This is a genomic window from Lacipirellula limnantheis (assembly GCF_007746075.1).
GTDB lineage: Bacteria > Planctomycetota > Planctomycetia > Pirellulales > Lacipirellulaceae > Lacipirellula > Lacipirellula limnantheis.
On the sequence record NZ_CP036339.1, the window covers coordinates 5217046 to 5237704 of the forward strand.

The following is a 20659-nucleotide window of genomic DNA, read 5'->3' on the forward strand; positions in this document are numbered from 1 at the left end:
ACCGACCCCCTGGCCGAGCCAGGGGCGGCAATGTCAGAAGCTGTCGCGGAGCCCGCGGAGAATACCGCTCACCACTTCCGCCGCGTCGACGTCGATCGCGACGTCCATGTTCGGGCGATCGAACGTTCGCGGGCGACGGTCGATGACCGTGGCCCCGTAGGTGAGCATCCCCTCGGTCTCGACGTCGCAGGGCAACGCCTCGGTCACGATCAATTCGGGCCGGGCCGCCGCCATCACGGCCACCGCCTCGGCGGCGTACATCGATTCGAGCCCCAGGCGTTGCCGATAAGCTTGAAACGCGCCGGGCAGGATCGCTCGCAGCAGACGACCCATCGACGACGCCTCGCTCGGCAAGTTGCTCAGAAGCTCGTACGTTAGCGCCGCCCGGCTGGTCACGTCGAGCGGCAGCAGCGTCGTGGTGGCGTGCGACCGGAAGACCCGCTGGGCGGCTTCGGCGTCGCAATACATGTTGAACTCCGCGGCCGGGGAAACGTCTCCCGGCCCGTTGAGCGTGCCGCCGACGATCATCAGGTGGCCCACTTGCAGCGCCAACTCCGGGTCGAGTTGGAATGCCGCGGCAATGTTGTGAAGCGGCCCTCCCGCGATCAGCGTCACCCCTCCCGGATCGTTGCGGATTTCCTCGGAGATGACCTTCAGCGCCGGATGCTGCTGATGAAGCTCGGCGATCCCGAGCGTCGCGCCGCACAGGCCGTCGACGCCCCACAATTCGCGACCGTCGGTCCGCAGCGGCTGCTCCTCGTCGGCCACGCCGATGCGGGGCCAGCGTGGCGGGTCGAGGTGTTCGATAATCGCCTGGACATTGCGGCTGGCCTGGCGGGGGGCGACGTTGCCGCCGGTCGCCGTGACGGCCACGACCTCCAGGTCGGGGTGGGCCAAGGCCAGGCAAATGGCCAGGGCGTCGCTGACCCCTGGATCGACGTCGAGGATAACTTTGCGTGCCATGGGCTTCGTGCCGCGGTAGGTGCCGAGTGGACTGAAACTCGCGTGGTTTGGCTGCGCATTCTAGGGAGATGACAGCAGGCCAACAACCCGACGAACAGCACCGCCCGACGGTCAGCGGCGCGTCTCGGCGTCCTCGGCGACAGGCGTGCCCCCATACTTCCTGAAGTCTCAGGAAGTTAGAATAGGGCCATCCACCTGATTGCTTCCGCCAAACATTGGCTCGCCCATGTCCGACACCTTCACGACGCTCCTCGGCCGCCTTGCAGCCGGCGAAGACCTCACTGCCGGCGAGATGACCGAGGCCATGGGGGCGATCATGTCGGGTGATCGGCCCAAGGGAGAGATTGGACTCTTCCTCACCTCGCTGGCCGCCAAAGGGGAAACGGCGGAGGAGGTGGCTGGGGCCGCGCGGGCGTTGCGAGCCCACATGACGCCGATTCGCAGCCGCTACGACCGGCTGCTCGACACCTGCGGCACCGGCGGCGGCGGGAGCAATCTGTTCAATGTGAGCACGACCGCGGCTTTGGTCATCGCCGCCACGGGCGTGCCGGTCGCCAAGCATGGCAACCGGAGCATCACCAGCCGGAGCGGCTCGGCCGATGTGCTGGCCGAGCTCGGCGTGAACATCGCCGCGACCATCCCGCAGGTGCAACGGTGCCTCGACGAACTCGGCATCTGCTTCTGCTTCGCGCCGCTGATGCACCCGGCGATGAAGCATGTTGCCGAGGTCCGCAAAGAGCTTGGCATGCGGACGATCTTTAACGTGCTGGGGCCGCTGGCGAATCCAGCGCACGCGTCGCACCAGTTGCTCGGCGCGGGGCGACCGGAGTTGCGACCACTCCTGGCGTCCGCGCTGCGGATGCTCGACGTTGAACGGGCCCTGGTGGTCAGCGGGGAGGATGGGCTGGGCGAAGCAACGCTGACGGGTCGAACGCTGGCGACCGATGTGAGCCGCGGCGAAGAGCATGAGGTGGTCTACCGCCCGGAAGACTTTGGGCTGGCCGTGCAATCGCTCGATGCGGCTCGCGTCGAAAGCCCTGCCGAGAGCGCGGCGATTGTTCGCGGGGTACTGGCGGGCCAAGCGGGTGCGGCGCGTGATATTGTCATTCTCAACGCCGCCTGCGGGTTGATCACCGTCGATCAAGCGCTTGAGCCTACCACCGCCGCGAAACGGGCTGCGGAGGCGATCGACTCCGGCGCGGCAGGCGAATTGCTGCTGAAGCTGGCGGCGCTGTCGCATGGTTAACCTCTATGAATTGAACCGCCAAGGACGCCAAGATCGCCAAGGGGAACAGGATTCACCACAACGACACAACGAACACGACGAATGATCCAGATAATTTTTTCCGTCGTATTCGTCGTGCCGTCATGGTTCAATTGGTCAGATATGTATTTCCTTGGCGCTCTTGGCGTCCTTGGCGGTTCAGTATTTGGGAATTTCGCATAGCTCCGCGACGATTTTCTCAGCCGCGGCGGGCTGTTAGACTCGTGGGACTGCCTTCGCCCGCCAACCGTTACCAATGAGCCCGTTAGCACGTGTCCCGAACGCCCCCTAGCCGCGACATTTCGGGACGTTTGGTCTTTCTAGGGACCGGCACCAGCGTTGGCGTGCCGGCGATTGGCTGCGACTGCGAGGTCTGTGCTAGCAGCGATCCGAAGAACAACCGGACCCGCTGCGGGCTGGCGATCGGGCTGCCCGAGGGAAACCTGTTGATCGACACGCCGCCGGACCTCCGGCAGCAGCTGTTGCGGGAGCGGATCGGGATCATTCACGCCGTGGCGTACACCCACGAGCATGCCGACCACATCTTCGGGCTCGACGACCTGCGGCTGATGCAGTTTTACTTGGGCGGGCCGGTGCCGCTGTACTGCGAGCCGGCGGTCGAAGCGCGGATTCGCAAGTCGTTCGACTACGCCTTCCAGTCGCCCGCGCGATTGCACACCGGCGCCATTCCGGCGCTGACGTTTGAATCGATCGGTCTCGATCCGTTCGACGTGCTCGGCGCGCGGGTGCTGCCGGTGCGGCTCCACCATGGCCCGTTCGTGCCGGTGCTCGGTTTTCGTTTCGGCAACGTCGCCTATTGCACTGACGTCAACGCGATCCCCGAAGCAAGCATGCAGCGGCTCGAGGGGCTCGACGTGCTGATTCTCGATTGCCTGCGGCGCGAGCCGCATGCGACCCACTTCAGCCTCGACGAGACGCTGGCCGTGTGGCGCGAACTGCGCCCGCGGCGGATGCTGCTGACGCATCTGTCGCACAATTTTGATCACGAAGCGACCAACGCGGAACTGCCCGCCGGCGTCGAGCTGGCGTTCGACGGGATGGAAGTGGAACTGACGTGAGCGTGCGCGTGGCGGCGCTCGTTCTTTTGTCGCGTTTGTGCATTTTGGCGACATAATTCGTAAGTTTGCTTCTCCTTTGGGTTTGTGGTTTATGACATCCGCGACAATTTGTCGTCGCGGCATTCTTGTCGTCTTATCTGTCGTTAATTGGGCGCTGGGGTCGGGACGACCCCGCTCGCTGGGGGAGTTTTGCTTTTGCGTGCGCCGGCGGGGGGCCCCATTAATGTGCCGCAAAATTCTTTCCTTCCGCCGCAGGTCGCGCCGCGTTTGAGCCTTTGTTTTTCGGGGTTTTCTGACCAAAAGAGCTCGAAAAACGCGAGCAAATTTTGCGTTTTGCGGCTTTGGGGCTGGAGACGCAAAAGTCGCTGGCTTTTTGCAGGAACGAATGCTGAGCGCTAACCGCGCAGTATGAAGGCCTCCCGTCGTGAGGAGCACGGGCGAATGGCCAATCGCCGAAAATGAACTTATGTTCACTTTAGCGATCTTGGTGGCCAATTTCAACCTGGAAGCCTGGGGGGTTTTCCAGCCACAAAGTGGCGCAGAAGCTCGCAAAAAAGTCTCTATATCTGCAGTGATCCGTCTTGAGTGCTAAAGTTGGTCACCCGTGCGACGATAATCCGTGCCACTAGCCAACAAGTCTTCCGTAGCCTCTGACGGGACCAGTGACCTCCGCTCGGACGTTAAAAGGGCGTTGCATCGACCTCAACCGGGATTAAGGCCTCTTCGACTACGAACGAGCAAAAAGCTCGAACTGAATGGACGACAGCCGCGCTAGCGCGAAGTAGTGACACCGACACTCGCAATTGGCTACCATAAGAGCGTGCAATTGAGATTTGTCGTTTGTCGGCTGGTCGTGACTCATGCTGTCCCCGCAGTTGCAAGCATTGTTCGATACACTCGATCGCCGCGAGCGACCGGAAGACGTTGCGCGACAGGTGCTAGAAGCTGCCGAGTTCGACGTGCGCGAACGCAAACTGCTTTCTAAGGCGTCGTCGCGGTCCAATACTTGGTCATCGATGAGTGCAGACTTTGCACATCCTGCTTCCATGGCAAGCCAGATGTCCGTCGCGCGCTGCTTGTTTGCGACCTCGGCAGACGTGGACCCGTCCGACATGGCTGCGATGGCTGACTACCTCAGTCGCGCTGAGCGTGAAATCAACAAAGAATTCGGTGCGAATGACTTTTTGAAAGATAGATTGTCGCGATTAGGGCGTGCGGCCAAAGGCATGGAAATCTCGAAACGTCAGTATAACAAACGGTTCCGGCTTGCCGCACGAATGGAACGCAAACGTTTGCGAGTGCTTCGCGAGCAGATAAAACGCAGTCTGACGCTTACAAGCAAAAGCCGCTTGGCGAGCCAGCTAAAGTCGAGTGATTTTGTTGATGCAAACACTGCTTGCTTCATTGCGTACTATGTGGCGCGGTGCAATTTACGAAGTGTTTTCACAAACCAATCGCAAGCGCGGCCATTCGACGAAATCTGCGACATGCTGCTTAAGCGCTGCCACGCGTCGGTATCAACGAATTGGACAGCGATAGCCCATGTTCTGCCAGATGCTGATGTACTAAAGAATGTGTCGGCAACGGATCGCGGGAAGTTGCTGGGCAAATACTTTGCCGTTATGCAGTCAGCCGCGGAACTTCTACATGAGGTGTGGGAGCAAAGCAAAATCAACCGCGAGACAATGGTTGTGCGGCGCGGCAACGACTCGACGACGTGGAACGTGACCGCGGGAGCATGGAACAAGCTAAGATCAGGGTGGTTTTCGTTGCTATTTAGCCTCGGACTTGATGAATGGATCGAATCAATGTGCCCCGGCAAAGTTCTTCGGTTGATGGCTGCCGACGTTGCCGCCTGGCATCGTGCATCAGGCGGCGACTTGCACGCGGACACAGGCCCCTGGTGCGATCTCCCGTTTCCGTGGGAAGTGCTCCGTGGCGAGTCTTGCACGAAAAACCGCGTTATGGACGTCTGTATGAAATGGCGCGTCGACCCGGTAAAATCTGGGTGGACATCGCCTCCGCCTGAACGGAAGGTTGCGCGCTATACACCTACCCCTGAACTCGTTCACGGCGTTGAGGTTTCTAGTCCGCAATTGGCCGCACTCCTCCGCTCAATCGGTGTATTTTCAGGTAAACCGGTTAAAGTCACAATTGACGAGGTTTAGCTGGGATAGCTCAGTGGTAGAGCGTCCGGCTCTTGGACCGGATGGACGCAGGTTCGAGCCCTGCTCCCAGCTCTTACATATGCCGACGGGTGGCATGTCGTCGCAGTTAATTAGCATGCGGGAACCGTGGTCGGCCCCGCGTTGAGTTCCGGCATGCTTACGCCTTGCGGGCCTAAGCATCCAGACCGTCGATCGTCGTCGGCGGGGTCGACGATCACGTTCACATTCTATTCACTCTCGCTCGTACTCGCGACGTCGCATCAGTAATTAAGGAAGCGAAGCGAGGCTCCTCGGTCTGGGCCAAAGCCCAAAACCAAACGCTCGCCGACTTCGCCTGGCAGAGCGCTATGGCGCCTTCTCCATCGGCGCCTCGCAAGTCTCTCGGGTCCGGAACTGCATCGCCGCCCAGCAGGAGCATCACCGCCGAACGTCGTTTCAAGACGAGTTCCGCACGCTGCTCAAACGTTACGACGTTGCTTTCGACGAACGATTCGTTTGGGACTGATGCAACCCCTTCAGGGTTGCGGGGTGACGAATCACCGCGTACCCGGGGTAGATCGCGATGCGATCAACCCCGGGCTGAATGATGGAACGCCTTCAGAGTTTTACGGTCCGTCGACGGTGCCGGGAGTTGAGACGAGTACGATGAATTATACGCGTTCTAATTTGAAGTAGCGCGATCGAGGTGAGTGGCGGCACAGACGGTTTTCATGAGTTCGGCGTCGAGAGCCACTTTCGTCCAGGCGTCGACGGCGGCTTGTTCGAGGGCGTCGTAATTGTCGTAGGCTCGGTTGCTCCAGCAGTGGCTCTTGAGATAGTGCCATAAATTCTCGATCGGATTGAGTTCGGGACTGTAGGCCGGCAGCGTGACGACGGTGACGTTGTCGGGAACGCGGAGTTGGCGGCTGATGTGAAAGCCGGCCCCGTCCCACAGCATCACGGCATGTTCGCCTGAGGGAATCGTCCGAGCGAACTGGGCGAGGAACTCATTGACGATCTTCGCATTGAGCTGCGGGCTGAGCAGCCCTTCGGCATGCCCCGTCTCGGGGCAGACCGCTCCCAGCACCCAGAGATATTCATACTCGGTCTGACGAATGGCCGTCGGCCGCGACCCGGTCCTGGCCCAGACGTTCGTGGTCGTTCCTTGTTGGCCGAACCGCGATTCGTCCTGGAAGTAGATCCGCAGACGTTTGGTCGGATACGCCGCGGCAATCGCTTGCACGCGTTCTGGCCACTGACGGAGGAACTCCGTTTGCTTTTCGGGGTCCGCCTTGCGATGCCGCGGCCGAGGGCGGAGGTACGAGTAGCCTAACCGGTGTAGCAAGTGATACACGCCGGCCAAAGAGCGGAGCAGATGGAACTCCTGCGCCAGAATCCGCTGCACGTCCTTGCCGCGCAGCGAGCAGACGTCGTCTTCCGCCGTGGGGCCAGCGTCGAGACGCTGACGAACTTCGTCCTGTTGTTGGGGCGTCAGCGGCAAACGCTCTTCGCGGCCGCGTCGATCGTTGAGGCCCGCCAGGCCTTGTTCGTTGTAGCGACGCACCCATCGCTGGCAGATGCGGCGACTCAGGCCCACGGCCATCGCCACGGCTGGAGCCGTCCATCCCTCCTGCGCCAGAATCACAATCCGCAGACGTTTGGCGCGGTCGGCGTCCTTCTCGACGCGTTCCAGACGCTTGAGTTCCGCCTGAGGCAAATGGCCCTTCACCTCCATCGCAACCTCTCAAAAAGGGGATTGCGATAGCATGATGGATAAACTGGGCGGGCGCAAGAGGAGGCGCGCTACTTCAAATTAGAACGCGTATTACAACTCACCTTACGGGCCAAAAAAAAACCGCGGACGATGGCTCGTCCGCGGTCTTTTGGGTTTCGAACTCTGTCAGCTCGCGAACTTTGACGGTGTCGGGAGCCTTTTGCCGCTGGCGACTCCCCACTGATTCGAGACCCTCCAGCGGCAAAAGGCTCCCGACACCCTGGCGCTTAGCGAACCGCCAGCCGCCCGTCGCCGAGCAGTTCCAGGTAGTCGAGCGCGATGGCGATCAACTCGTCGTTGTACGGCGTCTGCGGGAACACGGGCTTGTCGTTCGCCTGCAGGTCGTCGAACATTTCTTCCTGCTGCTTCTCGGTGTTGAGTTCCTTCCGTTCGGCGAGGAACTTTTCCTTGTTCAGCGTCAGCGGCTCGTCCTTCCGTTCGAGGTAACGGGCGATCCGCTCCTTTTCTTTCTTGAAGTGCTCGCTCTGCTCGACTCGCGCCGACGAGCGGCGACGGAGCTCTTCGATCGTCTTGGGCGAGGCGTTCGGGTAGTTCTCGTGCGGCAGCGGTAGAACGCTGTCGAACTTCAGGGCGTAGTCGAGGTCCGACTCGCCGATCGGCCAATGGCTGATCTGCGAGGGAAGCTCGACGTCGGAAACGACGCCGCGGTTCTGCGTGCTGTCGCCGCCGGGGCGATAGAACTGCTGGATCGTCATCTTCAAGGCGCCGTAGTTCGGCGGATTGAACTGATTGACGTAGCGGCCGAGTTCTTCAAGTTCCTGGACCGTGCCCTTGCCGTGGGTGGCCTTGTCGCCGACGACGATGCCGCGGCCGTAGTCCTGGATGGCGCCGGCGAAGATTTCGCTGGCGCTAGCGCTGAACTTGTTGATCACGACCATCAACGGACCTTCCCAGACCGCTCCCGGCTTGTCGTCGGGGTGCGGAATGACGCGGCCGTCGGGGCCCTTCACCTGGACGACCGGGCCTTGGTCGATGAACAGGCCAGTCATCTCGACCGACTCGGGGAGCGAACCGCCGCCGTTGAAGCGGAGGTCCATCACCACCATGTCGACCTTCTTAGCCTTGAGTTCTTCGAGCAGGCGGCGAACGTCGCGGACGGCGCTCTTGTAATCCTCGCGACCGCTGCGGCGGCCTTCCATGTCCATGTAAAAGCTGGGCAGGTTGATGACGCCGATGCGGAACACCGTGCCGTCGGGCCGCTTCTGCTCAATGATTTCGCCGGTTGGCTCCTGGGCAGTCGAGCCGTCGTCGGCAACCTTGAGGGTGGTGGCTTCGGCGTCGCCGACGACCTGGCCCTTGGAGTCGCGTTCGAGCACGGCGCTGCGCGCCTCGCTGTCTTTCAGTTCGATGCGAGCGCGGGTGATGTCGTAGGTGGCTAGCTCGGCGCCGCCGGCCTTCTTCACTTCGAGGCGAACGACGCTCCCCGGTTTGCCGCGGATTTTCATCACGACGTCGTTGAGCTTCATGTCGGTGATGTCGATCATCTCGCCGTCGGGGCCTTGCGCGACGCCCGTGATGACGTCGTCGACCTTGAGGCGGCCATCCTTATCGGCGGCGCCGCCGGGGACGATGTGGCGAACGACCGTTTCACCGTACTTCGATTCGAGCGAAGCGCCGATGCCGTCGAGTTCGAGCCGCATTTGAATCGCGAAGTTCTCAAGATTCTCGGGCGACATGTAGCTGCTGTGGGGATCGAAGCTCATCGTCACCGCGGTGAGGAACATTTCGAGCAGCTCGTCGTTGCTCGTCTGATCCCAGCGGCGGGCGATGCTTTGGTAACGCTTGTGGAGCCGATCGAGCGTTTGGTCGGCCGGAGTTTCGTCGTCGGTCGACTGCAGCAGGAGGTCGTACTTCACGCGCTTGCGCCAGCGCTCGTCGGCCTCTTCCTTGGTCTTGAACCAGGCGAGCTTTTCGGGGTCGCGCTCCATCGATTCGTCGACGGTGAAGTCGTGAGGTTGGTCGACCATGGCCTGCGCGACCGCGGTCCGCTCAGCAACGCGCTGGAGAAAGAGATCGAAGATGCGCTTGGCGAGCGTGACGTCGCCCGCCTTGATGTAGTCGTCGATTCTGGTGCTCTCGGGAGCGAACTGGTCGATGTCGCTCTGATAGAAGTAGAGCTTCATCGGATCGAGCGTCTTGAAGTACATCTCCAGGGCGCGCTTGGCGATCTCGTCGTTGACGTGCAGCTGCGCCATGTGGCGCTTGTCGATCAGCGAGCTGACGAAGATCGAAATGTTCTTCTGTTTGATCTGCTCTTTGCGATCGGGGTCGGTCGGACGGGCCGATGCGAAGGGGGCGGCTAGCGTTGAGGACAGGACGCCGACCAGGGCGAGCCCCAACAGTCCCCGGCGAGAGCGGTCGCCGGCGCCTTTCATGGCAGAACGAAACATGTATGTGCCTCTTCGAGAAAAACGAGAATGAGTGCAGGTAGCAGTAGGCTATGCTATCCCTCTACGCGATCTGGAGCGAAGTGGATCGGCTCGGGGCCGCCAAAGGATGCGGGAAAGGTTGGCGAGCGGGGCTCTCCGACCGCAACTGGGGCGCGGGCGACAAGTCGGCCTGGCGGCGTTGTCCCTTATGCGGCAACCAGTTGCGGGAATCTATGGGGCATCCTAACGGCGGTCCGTAGCGGCGGCAAGATCGCTGTAATCGTGGCGATTTTACGGCGTGGACGGGTGTTGTCGGCGGCGCGTGGAATGGCGGGTCGCATGCTCAGCGGCTTCAAGAACAATCGATCGGTACGATGCCGCGGCTGACACTCTGAGCTGCCGAAACCTGACCTCGCTGGTTCCCTCCCCTTGAGGGGGAGGGTTCGGGAGGGGTGATTGAAGCATGTACCAGGGCTCCGCCCCCTCCCCAGCCCTCCCTTGAAGGGAGGGGGCCGCAGGATCATGACGCCACCCGCCGTGGGCGGTCCGCTACGCTGTGGCCCGCTCGACTTCCGTGACGAGGTGCTGATCCCAGCGCGGGAAGACCGAACGGAGCTGAAACATGACGGCATCGTCATGTTCCGCGGCAATGATTGGTCGGGCAGCGGCGGCGAGGGAGGCCGACAGTTTGGCGTGGGCCCCATCGCGGGGCCGGATGGCGATGGCCCAATCGGGGCCGCTCAGGGCGGCTTGCCCAAGCTGCAGCCAAGCGGAGTCGTGGGCCAGGGGCTCGGCTGAGGCGACGCCGGGTGCGGCGGCGATCAGCGATGCGAGACGTACGGCCCGCTGCTGAAGATTGGCCGTCGGGGCCGAGAGGAGTTGCCAAACGGGAATGGTGAAGATGACGCCCTGTTCGTCGTCGCGATAGAGTTGGCTGGTGGCATGGAGCGCCGCGGCCTGGAGCGCGTCGAGCGCGGCGAGCCGTGCTAGCGGATGACCGGCGGCGGCGGCGATCAGCGTGCGGCGCCCGAAGAGCAGGCCGCAACTCGGTCCGCCCAGCAGCCCGGCCCCGTCGACAATGACGAGATCGGCGCCCGCGGCCAGGCGGTCGCGAATCGTGTCGACGGCGGCGAGACCATGGGCTTGAGGATTCACGAGGCCGGCCAACGGGGCGACGTCGATGAACTGGGCGCCGGCCGCTGTCGCCTGTTGGGCGGCATCGGCGGAGCTGAGCCAAGGCTCGGCGTCGTGGGCGCGAAGCAGCGCGGCCAGCGGCGCGCCGGCGTTGAGCTGAGTCGTTAGCGTCCCGCGCTCGACGGCACTGCGGAGCACGACGCCATTGCGGGCGGAAACGCCGCGCCAGTCGATGCCGGTCGCGCCTGTTTCGACGCCGCCGGCGAGCAGCGATTCGCGGTTGGCGGTGGCGGTCGCGAGGGCGACGGCCAGCGCGGCGTCGAAGTTGTTTAGCGCGAGGACGCTTTCGGCGCCGGTGAGTTGGCAGAGCTCGTGCTCGGCCGCCTGTCGCAGTTGATTGCCGCGCTGGTGATATTCGCCGGCTTGCTGCATCATGGCATGAACGGCAACGTCGGCGAGCGGCGGCGTGAAGTCGCGCTGGCCGACGACAACGCCGGTGGCATTGATGATTGGGCCGCCGTTGGTCGGTTCGCCCAAGAGTCGTCGCACGAGGCGATCAGCCAGATGGCCGACGGGCGGAATCTCGAACTTGCCGGCGCGCTCGACGACGGTGGTGCGGAGTTCGTCGAGGAAGCCCGCCGCGCGTTGGGCGACGGTCGAGCGATTGATCCGTTCGACCACCCCTTTGACGCGCGGGTGCTCCAGCAACTCGCCGATGGACGGGAGCTGCGGCAGATGGGGCTCGAATTTCATGGCGGGGCGTGCGGTGAAAGGAACGCGGGAACGAGGCTTCCCGTGATTATGTTCCTGGCACGCAACGGCCGTCTATCGGGCCGCGGCTATTTCGCAACAACGGAGATTGTGGGAGGGGTCTCCGACCCCGACGCGGCTCGGCTAGATTTCGCCCGCATGCAGTGGAAAGCGGAATCGGCGTCGGAGACGCCTCCCACAATCGGGCTCGCCTACAACGACTTCGCGTTGTCGTTGCCGCCGAGGCCGACGTCTTTGGGCGAGGGGAAAGGATCGTTGGCAGCTTGCTTGACGATCTTCTGCTCGCGCTGCTTCGCGGCGAGGGCGCCGATGCCGGCAGGGGCGAAGCTTTGACAACCGACGAGCGCCACGGCTGCGCTGAGGGCAATGGCGAGCGACGCGGTGCGCGAACATTGCCCGCTGGCGAGTAGCTGCAAACCCATCGAATGGTCCTTGGAGAAGTGGGCGGCGGAGCGACCCCGAGCGAGCGGGCGAAGCTTACTCTTCGCCAACGCGGGGCTGCTTCATCCACTCGGTGACCGTCGCCGGGCCTTCGGGCGCCTTGGGCTCTTTGCCGGTCAGGCGGTCCCACAGCGACGGGGCCTCGCTCGCGTTCGCGACGCGGGCTGCGGGCTCTTCGGTCTTGCCGCCGCGGAGGATCTCTTTGGTCCCTTCCCAGGCCTTCTTGCCGCCGTCGGAAACCTTTCTGGCGCTCGACTTGATCGGCGCGAGCGGATCGGCGGGCATCTTGGGCATGTTAATTTTAGGCATCGTGATGGTCGGCATCTTGAGCCAGCCCCACGGGCTTTGCGATTCCTCAGGAGTAGGCGTGATGTCGCTTCCTGGTTGCTGCTGGGCAACGGGCGCCTGGGCAGCGCCGACCGGCTGCGCAACGAAGGCGGCCGCGATGGCAATCCACAGCAGGAGTCGTACGACGTTCATGTCGTGGTCCTCTGAAAAAGACGAATCAGATCAGTAGTGCAGTCCGCCACGCCGCAGGGCCGGAAGGTCTCCCGCGAACGGACGGGGCGAAGTGTTTCAAATTGCCGGAAATCGGTCCAGGGCGATTGGGAAAGGGGGGCGGCCGGGCGATTGTCCCTCCCGCCCAATTGGCCTAGGATGACCCCAGTTATTGTTGACAAGTTGACTCACCGTCAGGGGATCGAAGGCCCGCTTTTGCCGAGCTTCGCCCGCCAGTCTTCCGCAATCCAGGCGTTGGCGGCTAGCCGCTGAAAACGCCGACTCAAACATTCTGCATGAAGAACCTAGGTTTCATCGGCGCCGGTCGCATGGCGACTGCACTAGCACGCGGCTGCGTGACCGCAAATTTGGTGGGCGCCGAGGGCGTGCTAGCAAGCGATCCTCATCAACCGTCGCGGGAGAAATTCGCTGAGGAGCTTCCTGGGGCCCGCGTAACGGGCGAGAATGCCGCCGTGCTGAGCGAGTGCGACACGGTGGTGCTCGCCGTGAAGCCGCAGATGATGGACGGCGTGCTCGCAGAGATTCGCCCGCATGTCGAGGGGCGGCACTTGCTCGTTTCGATTGCCGCTGGCGTCACTTTAGAGCGGCTGGCGCGTCAGCTCCCTGCGTCGACCCGGCTCATCCGCGTGATGCCGAATACGCCGTGCCTGATCGGTCAGGGCGCAAGCGCGTTCGCGCTCGACGCCGCGGCGACAGCCGAGGACGCGGCGATGGTCGAGCGGCTGCTGGCGAGCGTCGGCAAGTCGTATGAAGTCGAGGAGCCGCTGCTCGATGCCGTCACGGGGCTGAGCGGTTCGGGACCGGCTTTTGTCTACACGGTGATCGAAGCGATGGCCGCGGGCGGCGTCGCCGGCGGATTGTCGCCGGAGCTGGCGCTCGAACTGGCGACGCAGACGGCCGCGGGCGCCGCCGCGATGGTCGCGCAGACGGGCCTGTCGCCGGCGGAACTGCGGAGCCACGTCACGAGTCCCAACGGCACGACGCTCGCGGGGCTCAACGCGCTCGCCGAGCGCAACGGATCGGCCGCCATTCAAGCTGCCGTTGAGGCAGCCACTAATCGTTCTATTGAGTTAGGGAAATCGTAAGGGTAGTTCATGTCCATTTTCTGCCAGATCGACGACAAGTTCGTACCGCTCTACCGAGTCATGTGGATCGCGGCGACGCCGCACTTCTGCGGCGACGAGGAGTGCCAACGCGAAGGGTTTTACGAAATTCGCCTGGAGCAGGACGAGTCGGTCTGGGCCAAGTCGGAAGAGCGAGACAAGATGTTGGCTCAGATCGAAGCTTGGCAGGGCGACCCTGGCATCGAGGAAGAAGGGGACGAGGAGCCTTGGTAATCACGCCAGGGAATGGGAGGAACATCATGGCCAAAGCACCGACCGGCGGAGGAAAGGGGAATTCCAAGCGTGAAGGGGACGAGCTATTGTGGCTCGAGACCTACTTCATTCTCTTTCCCGGCAAGCGGCGTCCGACGCTCACGCAAGTCGAGCGGGCCCTCACCGAGGCGAACCCGCGTCTCCGACTGAAGAACCTCGCGGCGGATGAAGACGGATTGTTCGCTTCGGTGCTGATCGAATCGGCCGAGGACAACGCCGCCGTCGAAGTGAGCTATGAGATGGGCGACGCCATCGCCGAGCAGAACATGCAGTGGGCGAAGGAGTTGCAGTCGAAGCTGACGCCGAAGCAGCTGCAGTTGATCGTCTCGGCCGATGCGCGGCTCGACGTGGCCCACTTCGAACGAGTGCCCAAAGGAGGCGCCGGCTCGCAGCCGAAGCCCGTGACCCGCGACGTGGAGCCCGACGACTTCGGCGCCGAATCATCGTGGGACGACGACGAGTTCGGGGAAGACGAAGTCGATATGGAAGCGGCGATGGAAGTCTTCGACCCGACCTGCCTGCTGACGGTCGTCGACGCCCTGCAAGGGCTGACCAAAGGGCTCACGTTCGATCCGGCAGCCGGCGAGATCGTGTAGGTTGGGCTTTCACCTCGACTTGCAGCGGTAAATGGCCCCCATAAACTAAAGCGTTCCTCCCCTGAACTCCGCTCTAAGGCCTATTCCGCTGCCAGCATTCTTGAAATGCTTCGCAACTCACGTTTAACCACCGAGTACACAGAGAGCACAGAGGAAGACTTGAGAAATTCGCCCCTCACCGTCTTCTCTGTGACCTCTGTGTACCCTGTGGTAAATGCGTTGGACCATGGTTCTTCGAGTAGGTTCGAATCCAGGGCGGAAATTTAACAGTTCACTTCTAACAAGTCACTTCAACTCACTTCGTCCACCGGCCAAGCCGGGTGGCTTTTATCTATGCTCGCGAAAGATCTCAAGCCAGGCGGCATCGTCAAACATGGCGACGCGCCGGTCATCGTGGAAACGATCACGGTCCAGTCCCCCTCAGCCCGCGGCGGCACGACTCTCTACAAGTTCCGTGCGCGCAATCTGGTGACCAAGCAGAAGGTCGACCTGGTCTGCAAAGGGACGGACAATCTGCCAGAGGCCGATTTCGAAAAGCGGGCCGTCACGCTGATGTACAGCGACGTCGATCAAGTCCATCTGCTCGATGCCGAGAACTACGAGCAGTACTCGCTGCCAGTGGCGGACATTGCCGACGAAATGCAGTACGTCACCGAATCGCTCGAAGGGATGCTCGCGCTCATTTACAACGACCAGTGCGTCGGGCTGCAACTGCCGGCGTCGGTGACGCTCGAAATCATCGAATGCGATCCGGGCATCAAGGGCAACTCGGCGACGTCGCGCAACAAGCCAGCGAAGCTCTCGACCGGCGTTTACGTGCAGGTGCCCGAGTATCTAAAGCAGGGCGAGTCGATTAAGGTCGACACGCGGACCGGGGCGTTTTTGGGGCGGGCGTAAGAAATTTGCCTGCGATTTACGCGAATCTTCGCGAATTGTAGAGAAGACGACGGGTGGCATGTCGTCGCGTAGCGTCGACATGTTGCTGCAATATAGTGCGTCGCACGTGAGTTCGGCATGCTCACGCCTTGAGGGCGAGAGCATGCCACCCGACGTTGTCTTGTTCGATTAGCCCTTCGCTTTCTTTTTCGCCGCCTTCGGCTTGGCGGCTTTCTTCTTCGCCTTCTTGGCGGCGGGCTTCCCAGCGACTTTCGCCTTCTTGCCGGCGAAGATGTTTTCCCAGTTGTCGGAGAACTTTTGGGTTGAGCCGACGCGGACGATACTCATGGCCTGGTGCACTCCGAGACGGCCCCTGGCTTGAAGAGCCGGGGGCTACTATGGGTAATTGGGGTGAGTCAACTGCAGCTTAGTGCTGCTGGAGTTTCTTATAGCGGAAACGATGGGGTTCGTCAGCGGCGACTCCCAGGCGTTCGCGGCGCTGGCTTTCGTAAATCTGGAAGTTGCCTTCGCACCAGTGGACGTAGCCGTCGCCCTCGAAGGCGAGGATATGCGTCGCCAGCCGGTCGAGGAACCAGCGATCATGGCTCACGACGACCGCACAGCCGACGAAGTTGGCGACCGCTTCTTCGAGGGCTCGCAGCGTGTCGACGTCGAGATCGTTCGTCGGTTCGTCGAGCAGTAGGACGTTCGTCCCCTTCCGCAATAGCTTTGCCAGGTGGACGCGGTTGCGCTCGCCGCCGGAGAGGACGCCGACTTTTTTTTGCTGATCGGTCTTCGTGAAGTTGAATCGCGAGACGTAGGCCCGCGAGTTCATCGTCGTTTTGCCCATCTGCAGGTTGTCGAGTCCGCCCGAGATCTCCTCGTAGACCGTCTTGTTCGGATCGAGGTCGTCGCGCGACTGGTCGACGTAACCGAGTTCCACCGTCTCGCCAATGATTAACTGCCCGGTATCGGGCTTCTCTTGGCCCATGAGCATGCGGAGCATCGTCGTCTTGCCGGCGCCGTTGGGGCCGATGACGCCGACGATGCCGCCGGCGGGGAGCTTGAAGTTGACGTTCTCAAAAATCACCCGATCGCCGTACGACTTGCCCAGGTTCACGGCGTCGATGACGCGATCGCCGAGCCGCTTGCCGGGGGGGATCTGGATTTCGAGCTCTTCGACTTTCTGTTCGATCTGCTCGGCGACCATTTTCTCGTAGGCGTTCACGCGGGCCTTGCTTTTCGCCTGGCGAGCCTTGGGGGCCATGCGGATCCACTCGAGTTCCTTCGCCAGGGCGCGTTGCCGGGCCGACTCCTGCTTCTCTTCGAGCTTCAACCGCTTTTGCTTTTGCTCCAGCCACGAGGTGTAGTTCCCCTCGAACGGCAGGCCGCGGCCATATTCGATTTCCAGAATCCACCCCGCCACGTTGTCGAGGAAGTAGCGATCGTGGGTCACCGCGACGATCGTGCCGTTGTAGTCGGCCAGGTGGCGTTCGAGCCAAGCGACGCTCTCGGCGTCGAGATGGTTGGTCGGTTCGTCGAGCAGCAGCAGGTCGGGATGTTCCAGCAGCAACTTGCAGAGCGCGACGCGACGCTTTTCGCCGCCGGAAAGCTTCGTCACGTCGGCGTCGCCGGGGGGGAGATTCATCGCGTCCATCGCGATTTCGATCTGGCGGTCGAGTTCCCAAGCGTTCACCGCTTCGATCTTGTCTTGCAGAACCGCCTGACGGTTCATGAGCTTTTCCATCGCGTCGGGATCGTCGGCGACTTCCGCGTACTTGTCGCCGATTTCTTCGAACTCCTTCAGCAGGGCGAGCGTGTCAGCGACCGCTTCGTCGATGTTGCCGCGCACGTCCTTCTCGGGATTCAGCTGCGGTTCCTGGGTAAGCATGCCGACGGTGTAGCCTTCGGTCAGCTTCGCCTCGCCGTCGAACTCCTTATCGATCCCCGCCATGATCCGCAGCAGCGTGCTCTTGCCGGCGCCATTGCGGCCAAGGACGCCAATCTTCGCGCCGGGGTAGAAGGCGAGATAAATTTCCTTGAGGATCTCGCGCTGGCCAATCTTTTTGTTGAGATTGGAAATCTGATAGATAAATTTCTGTCCCATGCGAACCGGCTGTCTCGTTGTGTGGAAGGAGCGGCAGACTCGCCGCGACGGGGCACTAGTGAGGGGGGTCACGGCTGTGGCCGCAAAAGCGTCGCAGGCCAAGAGACGCCGCAGCGGAGCGAATGAATGGGTACAATCGCTCACGCTGTGCGGCACGCCCGCGCAGCAAATGATTTTACCAATCTCTCCCCACGAAGTGCAGGCGCCGTGAATCCCTGGCTTTACTACACCTTGGCGCTCTTGTTGATTTGCGGCGGCGGAATTTGCTGGCTGACGAATCTGTTCAGCCTGCCGGGCAATTGGATCTTGCTGGGGCTGGCGGCGCTATTCGCCTGGTTGGCATCGGACACGGGCGGCCACGGCATCAGCTGGACGACCGTCGGCATCATGGCGGGTCTGGCGGTGCTGGGCGAGGTCATTGAGTTCTTCGCCGGGGCTGCTGGCGCCGCCAAGCAAGGGGCGAGCCGGCGGTCAATCGTCTACTCGCTGATCGGCGGCATGGCGGGAAGCATCGGCGGAGCGATGCTGGGGCTGCCGGTGCCGGTCATCGGGTCGGTGATCGCAGCGCTGCTGGGGGGATCGCTGGGGGCATTCGCCGGCGCTTATTTGGGGGAGAAGTCGATCGAGCGGCCGCATAGCGAGAGCATGGCGGTGGCCCGCGGGGCGTTCGCCGGGCGGCTGTGGGGGACGGTGGGGAAGTTTGCCGTGGGGGCCGTCATGCTGGGGGTGATGACGGTGGATGCGCTAATTGGGTGAGGAGCGTGTGCGGCGTTTGACGAGGCGCAGTCAAAGGAGGGTTCGGACTGGTCGCTTAAGCGACCAGTCCAATGCGGTCGCCATACCAAATCGATGTTGAAGCGCTAGTGGGGCTCTCGGTCCTGGTAGCGTTTGTAGGGAACGCCATCAAGAAATGCTTTGAGTTCAAGCGCCCGCTTCACGCCGCGATCGAGGTCGATCGCCACGCGCGTGTGCGGATAATCCTGCCAATCCGCTGTAATGCCATGCCGCACCGCCTGCCGTAGCGTGTACTTGTACGCCCGCCGGCATTGCTTCTCATCGCGGATCGCGCCGTCGAAGTAATCGCGATGCCCCGTGTCGCTCCAAAACGGAACGCGGCGTTCCGCGAGCGTGTCGTTCACCAGCTTCGCCACGGAACCGTGGATGCGCTGCGTCATCGGGCCGAGATTTTTGCCGATGCGCAGGTAACCGAGCGTGTGGTAGTGGTTGTCGAGGAGGCTCGTGATCCACGGAGTGAAACCGAAATCCGCGGCGTAGTGGTCGAAGCGGTCCCAGAAGATTTGCTTTGCCGCTTCGGAGGCGAAAGCAGGAAAACGCTCACGGCAGCGGGCGGTGAGGAAGTAGACCTGATTGTCGATGTACCAGTGTTCGAAGCGGTGGCGACCTTTGAAGTGCTCGACCGAAGAGGAGGAACTTTTCCGAATAGGCTTAAAGTCGCTCATCACGGAGAATCTACCGGACTGGTCGCTTAAGCGACCAGTCCGAACCCTGATTTTCGGCTTTTTCGCTCTTTGAAGTGTGATTTATGCAGAAACCTACATAAATCCCGTCCCTACGCTCCCTACTCCCACTCAATCGTAGCCGGCGGCTTCGAGCTGATGTCGTACACCACGCGATTGACGCCCTTCACTTCGTTGATGACGCGCGTCGAGATCCGGGCCAGCACTTCGTACGGCAGGTGGCTCCAGTCGGCGGTCATGAAGTCGTCGGTGTTCACGCACCGCACGGCGAGGGCGTTGTCGTAGGTGCGGCTGTCGCCCATGACGCCGACGCTTTGAACCGGCAGCAGCACGGCAAAGGCCTGCGACGTGCTGCGGTAGAGGCCGGCCGCCTTGATCTCGCCAACGACGATCGCGTCGGCCGCCCGCAGCGTGTCGAGTTTTTCTTTCGTGACTTCGCCAAGGCAGCGGACGGCGAGGCCCGGTCCGGGGAAGGGATGCCGCCAGACGATTTCTTCCGGCAGGCCAAGTTGCAGGCCGAGGCGACGAACTTCGTCTTTGAACAGATCGCGGAGCGGCTCGATCAGCTCGAACCCCAGCTCCGCCGGCAGGCCGCCGACGTTGTGGTGGAGCTTGATCGTGTCGGCCGGCCCATCGACCGCGGCCCCGCTCTCGATGACGTCGGGGTACAGAGTCCCTTGCGCGAGGAACTTGGCGCCCTTGATCTTCTTCGCCTCGTCGACGAAGCAGTCGATGAACGTGTGGCCGATGCGGCGACGCTTCTCTTGCGGGTCGGTGACGCCGGCGAGAGCGGCGAGGAAGCGATCCTCGCCCTTTACCACGCGGAGGTCGGTCTTGAAGTGTTGCGTGAACTCGGCGACGACCGCTTCTTCCTCAGCCTGCCGCAGCAAACCGTTGTCGACGAGGATGCAAGAAAGTTGCGGACCGATCGCCTTAGCGAGCAGCGCGGCGACGACCGATGAATCGACGCCGCCCGAAAGGCCGCAGATGACGCGGTCGCTGCCGACCTCTTGGCGAATCCGCTCGATCGTCTCGGCCGCGAAGTCGCCGAGCTTCCACGTTCCCTCAGCGCCGCATGCGCCGTGGAGAAAATTCCGCAACACCGTCGCGCCCTCGGGCGTGTGGGTCACTTCGGGATGGAACTGCAGGCCGAAGAAGGGCAGCCGCTTGTGCTTCACCGCGGCGTAGGGACAGGTTGAGGTCTTGGCGAGTGGCGTGAAGTCGTCGGCGATGCCAGTCACCTGATCGCCGTGGCTCATCCAGACTTGAGTCTGCTTTGGCACCCCGGCGAACAGGCCGTCGACTTCGACGATCTCGCACTCGGCCCGGCCATATTCGCCAGCCGGATTGCTATCGACATTGCCCCCGAGGACCTGACACATCAACTGCATGCCGTAGCAAATGCCGAGCACGGGGATGCCGAGTTCGAACAACTTCGGATCGCACAGCGGGGCGCCCTGGGCGTACACGCTCGACGGACCGCCAGACAGGATGATCCCGATCGGCGCCAGTTCCCGCACCCGCTCGGCGGTGATGCTATGCCGCACGATCTCGCAGTAGACGTTCTGCTCGCGAACACGGCGGGCGATCAGTTGGGCGTATTGCGCACCGAAGTCCAGAACGAGGACGCGCTGCCCAGCGGCGCCTCCGGAAAGTTCGGCGGGGCTGGCAGAGGCGGTCGTCATGAGTATCGCCAGTGGATTCTGGGAAAACCGGTGATTGTAGGGCCTGCGGGCGGGGGCGG

The 20659-nt window shown here is 62.3% G+C and carries 19 protein-coding genes and 1 tRNA gene; 10 read left to right on the forward strand and 10 right to left on the reverse strand.

All coding sequences use genetic code 11. The annotated features are described in order from the left end of the window. Window positions 1-33: 33 nt before the first annotated feature. On the reverse strand, window positions 34-963 hold the full coding sequence (locus tag I41_RS20320; RefSeq protein ID WP_145434751.1) for a nucleoside hydrolase: 930 nt from the start codon (window positions 961-963) through the stop codon (window positions 34-36). A gap of 226 nt (window positions 964-1189) precedes the next feature. Here I41_RS20320 and trpD point away from each other — a divergent pair, with 226 nt between their 5' ends. The 5 genes from trpD (at window position 1190) to I41_RS28665 (ending at window position 6061) form a co-directional block, all read left to right on the forward strand. After that, window positions 1190-2209, forward strand: a complete 1020-nt coding sequence (trpD, locus tag I41_RS20325; protein WP_145434752.1) for an anthranilate phosphoribosyltransferase — start codon at window positions 1190-1192, stop codon at window positions 2207-2209. Window positions 2210-2499: 290 nt separating this feature from the next. After that, on the forward strand, window positions 2500-3306 hold the full coding sequence (locus tag I41_RS20330) for an MBL fold metallo-hydrolase (protein WP_246133712.1): 807 nt from the start codon (window positions 2500-2502) through the stop codon (window positions 3304-3306). A gap of 860 nt (window positions 3307-4166) precedes the next feature. Continuing rightward, on the forward strand, window positions 4167-5474 hold the full coding sequence (locus I41_RS20335) for a hypothetical protein (RefSeq protein WP_145434753.1): 1308 nt from the start codon (window positions 4167-4169) through the stop codon (window positions 5472-5474). Beyond that, a tRNA-Lys gene (locus I41_RS20340) sits at window positions 5474-5546 on the forward strand. The genes I41_RS20335 and I41_RS20340 overlap by 1 nt, the downstream gene beginning before the upstream one ends. A 119-nt stretch (window positions 5547-5665) precedes the next feature. Further along, a complete protein-coding gene (locus tag I41_RS28665; protein ID WP_145436429.1) occupies window positions 5666-6061 on the forward strand; it encodes a transposase in 396 nt (131 codons plus the stop codon). 74 nt (window positions 6062-6135) lie between these two features. On the opposite strand, the gene I41_RS20350 is transcribed toward I41_RS28665, so the two are convergent. The 5 genes from I41_RS20350 to I41_RS20370 form a co-directional block, all read right to left on the reverse strand. Continuing rightward, window positions 6136-7188, reverse strand: a complete 1053-nt coding sequence (locus tag I41_RS20350) for an IS630 family transposase (RefSeq protein WP_145431984.1) — start codon at window positions 7186-7188, stop codon at window positions 6136-6138. A gap of 266 nt (window positions 7189-7454) precedes the next feature. Next, window positions 7455-9638, reverse strand: coding sequence for a carboxy terminal-processing peptidase (locus I41_RS20355; protein ID WP_246133713.1), 2184 nt, complete (start codon window positions 9636-9638; stop codon window positions 7455-7457). A gap of 528 nt (window positions 9639-10166) precedes the next feature. Next, a complete protein-coding gene (locus I41_RS20360) occupies window positions 10167-11504 on the reverse strand; it encodes a hypothetical protein (RefSeq protein WP_145434754.1) in 1338 nt (445 codons plus the stop codon). 209 nt (window positions 11505-11713) lie between these two features. Continuing rightward, window positions 11714-11944: a hypothetical protein gene (locus I41_RS20365; protein ID WP_145434755.1), complete on the reverse strand. Its 231-nt coding sequence runs from the start codon at window positions 11942-11944 to the stop codon at window positions 11714-11716. A 55-nt stretch (window positions 11945-11999) separates the two neighbouring features. After that, entirely contained in the window at window positions 12000-12443 is a 444-nt protein-coding gene (locus I41_RS20370; RefSeq protein WP_145434756.1) for a hypothetical protein, read from the reverse strand. Between the two features lie 314 nt (window positions 12444-12757). Between I41_RS20370 and proC the strand changes: the two genes are divergently transcribed. The 4 genes from proC to I41_RS20390 all read left to right on the forward strand — a co-directional run bounded on the left by proC (window position 12758) and on the right by I41_RS20390 (window position 15351). Beyond that, window positions 12758-13567: a pyrroline-5-carboxylate reductase gene (gene proC / locus I41_RS20375; protein ID WP_145434757.1), complete on the forward strand. Its 810-nt coding sequence runs from the start codon at window positions 12758-12760 to the stop codon at window positions 13565-13567. A gap of 9 nt (window positions 13568-13576) precedes the next feature. Beyond that, a complete protein-coding gene (locus I41_RS20380; RefSeq protein WP_145434758.1) occupies window positions 13577-13819 on the forward strand; it encodes a hypothetical protein in 243 nt (80 codons plus the stop codon). Window positions 13820-13845: 26 nt separating this feature from the next. Beyond that, entirely contained in the window at window positions 13846-14454 is a 609-nt protein-coding gene (locus I41_RS20385; RefSeq protein ID WP_145434759.1) for a hypothetical protein, read from the forward strand. A gap of 333 nt (window positions 14455-14787) precedes the next feature. After that, window positions 14788-15351 (forward strand): translation elongation factor EF-P, encoded by a 564-nt coding sequence (locus tag I41_RS20390; protein ID WP_145434760.1) that lies wholly within the window; start codon window positions 14788-14790, stop codon window positions 15349-15351. A gap of 168 nt (window positions 15352-15519) precedes the next feature. Here I41_RS20390 and I41_RS27460 read toward each other — a convergent pair whose 3' ends face one another. Together I41_RS27460 and ettA are read right to left on the reverse strand one after the other, a co-directional pair. Further along, a complete protein-coding gene (locus tag I41_RS27460; RefSeq protein WP_168207049.1) occupies window positions 15520-15678 on the reverse strand; it encodes a hypothetical protein in 159 nt (52 codons plus the stop codon). A 79-nt stretch (window positions 15679-15757) separates the two neighbouring features. After that, window positions 15758-17437: an energy-dependent translational throttle protein EttA gene (gene ettA / locus I41_RS20395; protein ID WP_145434761.1), complete on the reverse strand. Its 1680-nt coding sequence runs from the start codon at window positions 17435-17437 to the stop codon at window positions 15758-15760. 207 nt (window positions 17438-17644) lie between these two features. Between ettA and I41_RS20400 the strand changes: the two genes are divergently transcribed. Beyond that, the gene (locus tag I41_RS20400; RefSeq protein ID WP_168207050.1) at window positions 17645-18193 is read left to right on the forward strand and encodes a DUF456 domain-containing protein; all 549 of its coding nucleotides are present in this window, start codon (window positions 17645-17647) and stop codon (window positions 18191-18193) included. Window positions 18194-18297: 104 nt separating this feature from the next. On the opposite strand, the gene I41_RS20405 is transcribed toward I41_RS20400, so the two are convergent. Both I41_RS20405 and guaA read right to left on the reverse strand, forming a co-directional pair. Then, window positions 18298-18897 (reverse strand): hypothetical protein, encoded by a 600-nt coding sequence (locus I41_RS20405; RefSeq protein WP_145434763.1) that lies wholly within the window; start codon window positions 18895-18897, stop codon window positions 18298-18300. Window positions 18898-19016: 119 nt separating this feature from the next. Next, entirely contained in the window at window positions 19017-20600 is a 1584-nt protein-coding gene (gene guaA / locus I41_RS20410) for a glutamine-hydrolyzing GMP synthase (RefSeq protein WP_145434764.1), read from the reverse strand. Between the last annotated feature and the right edge of the window lie 59 nt (window positions 20601-20659).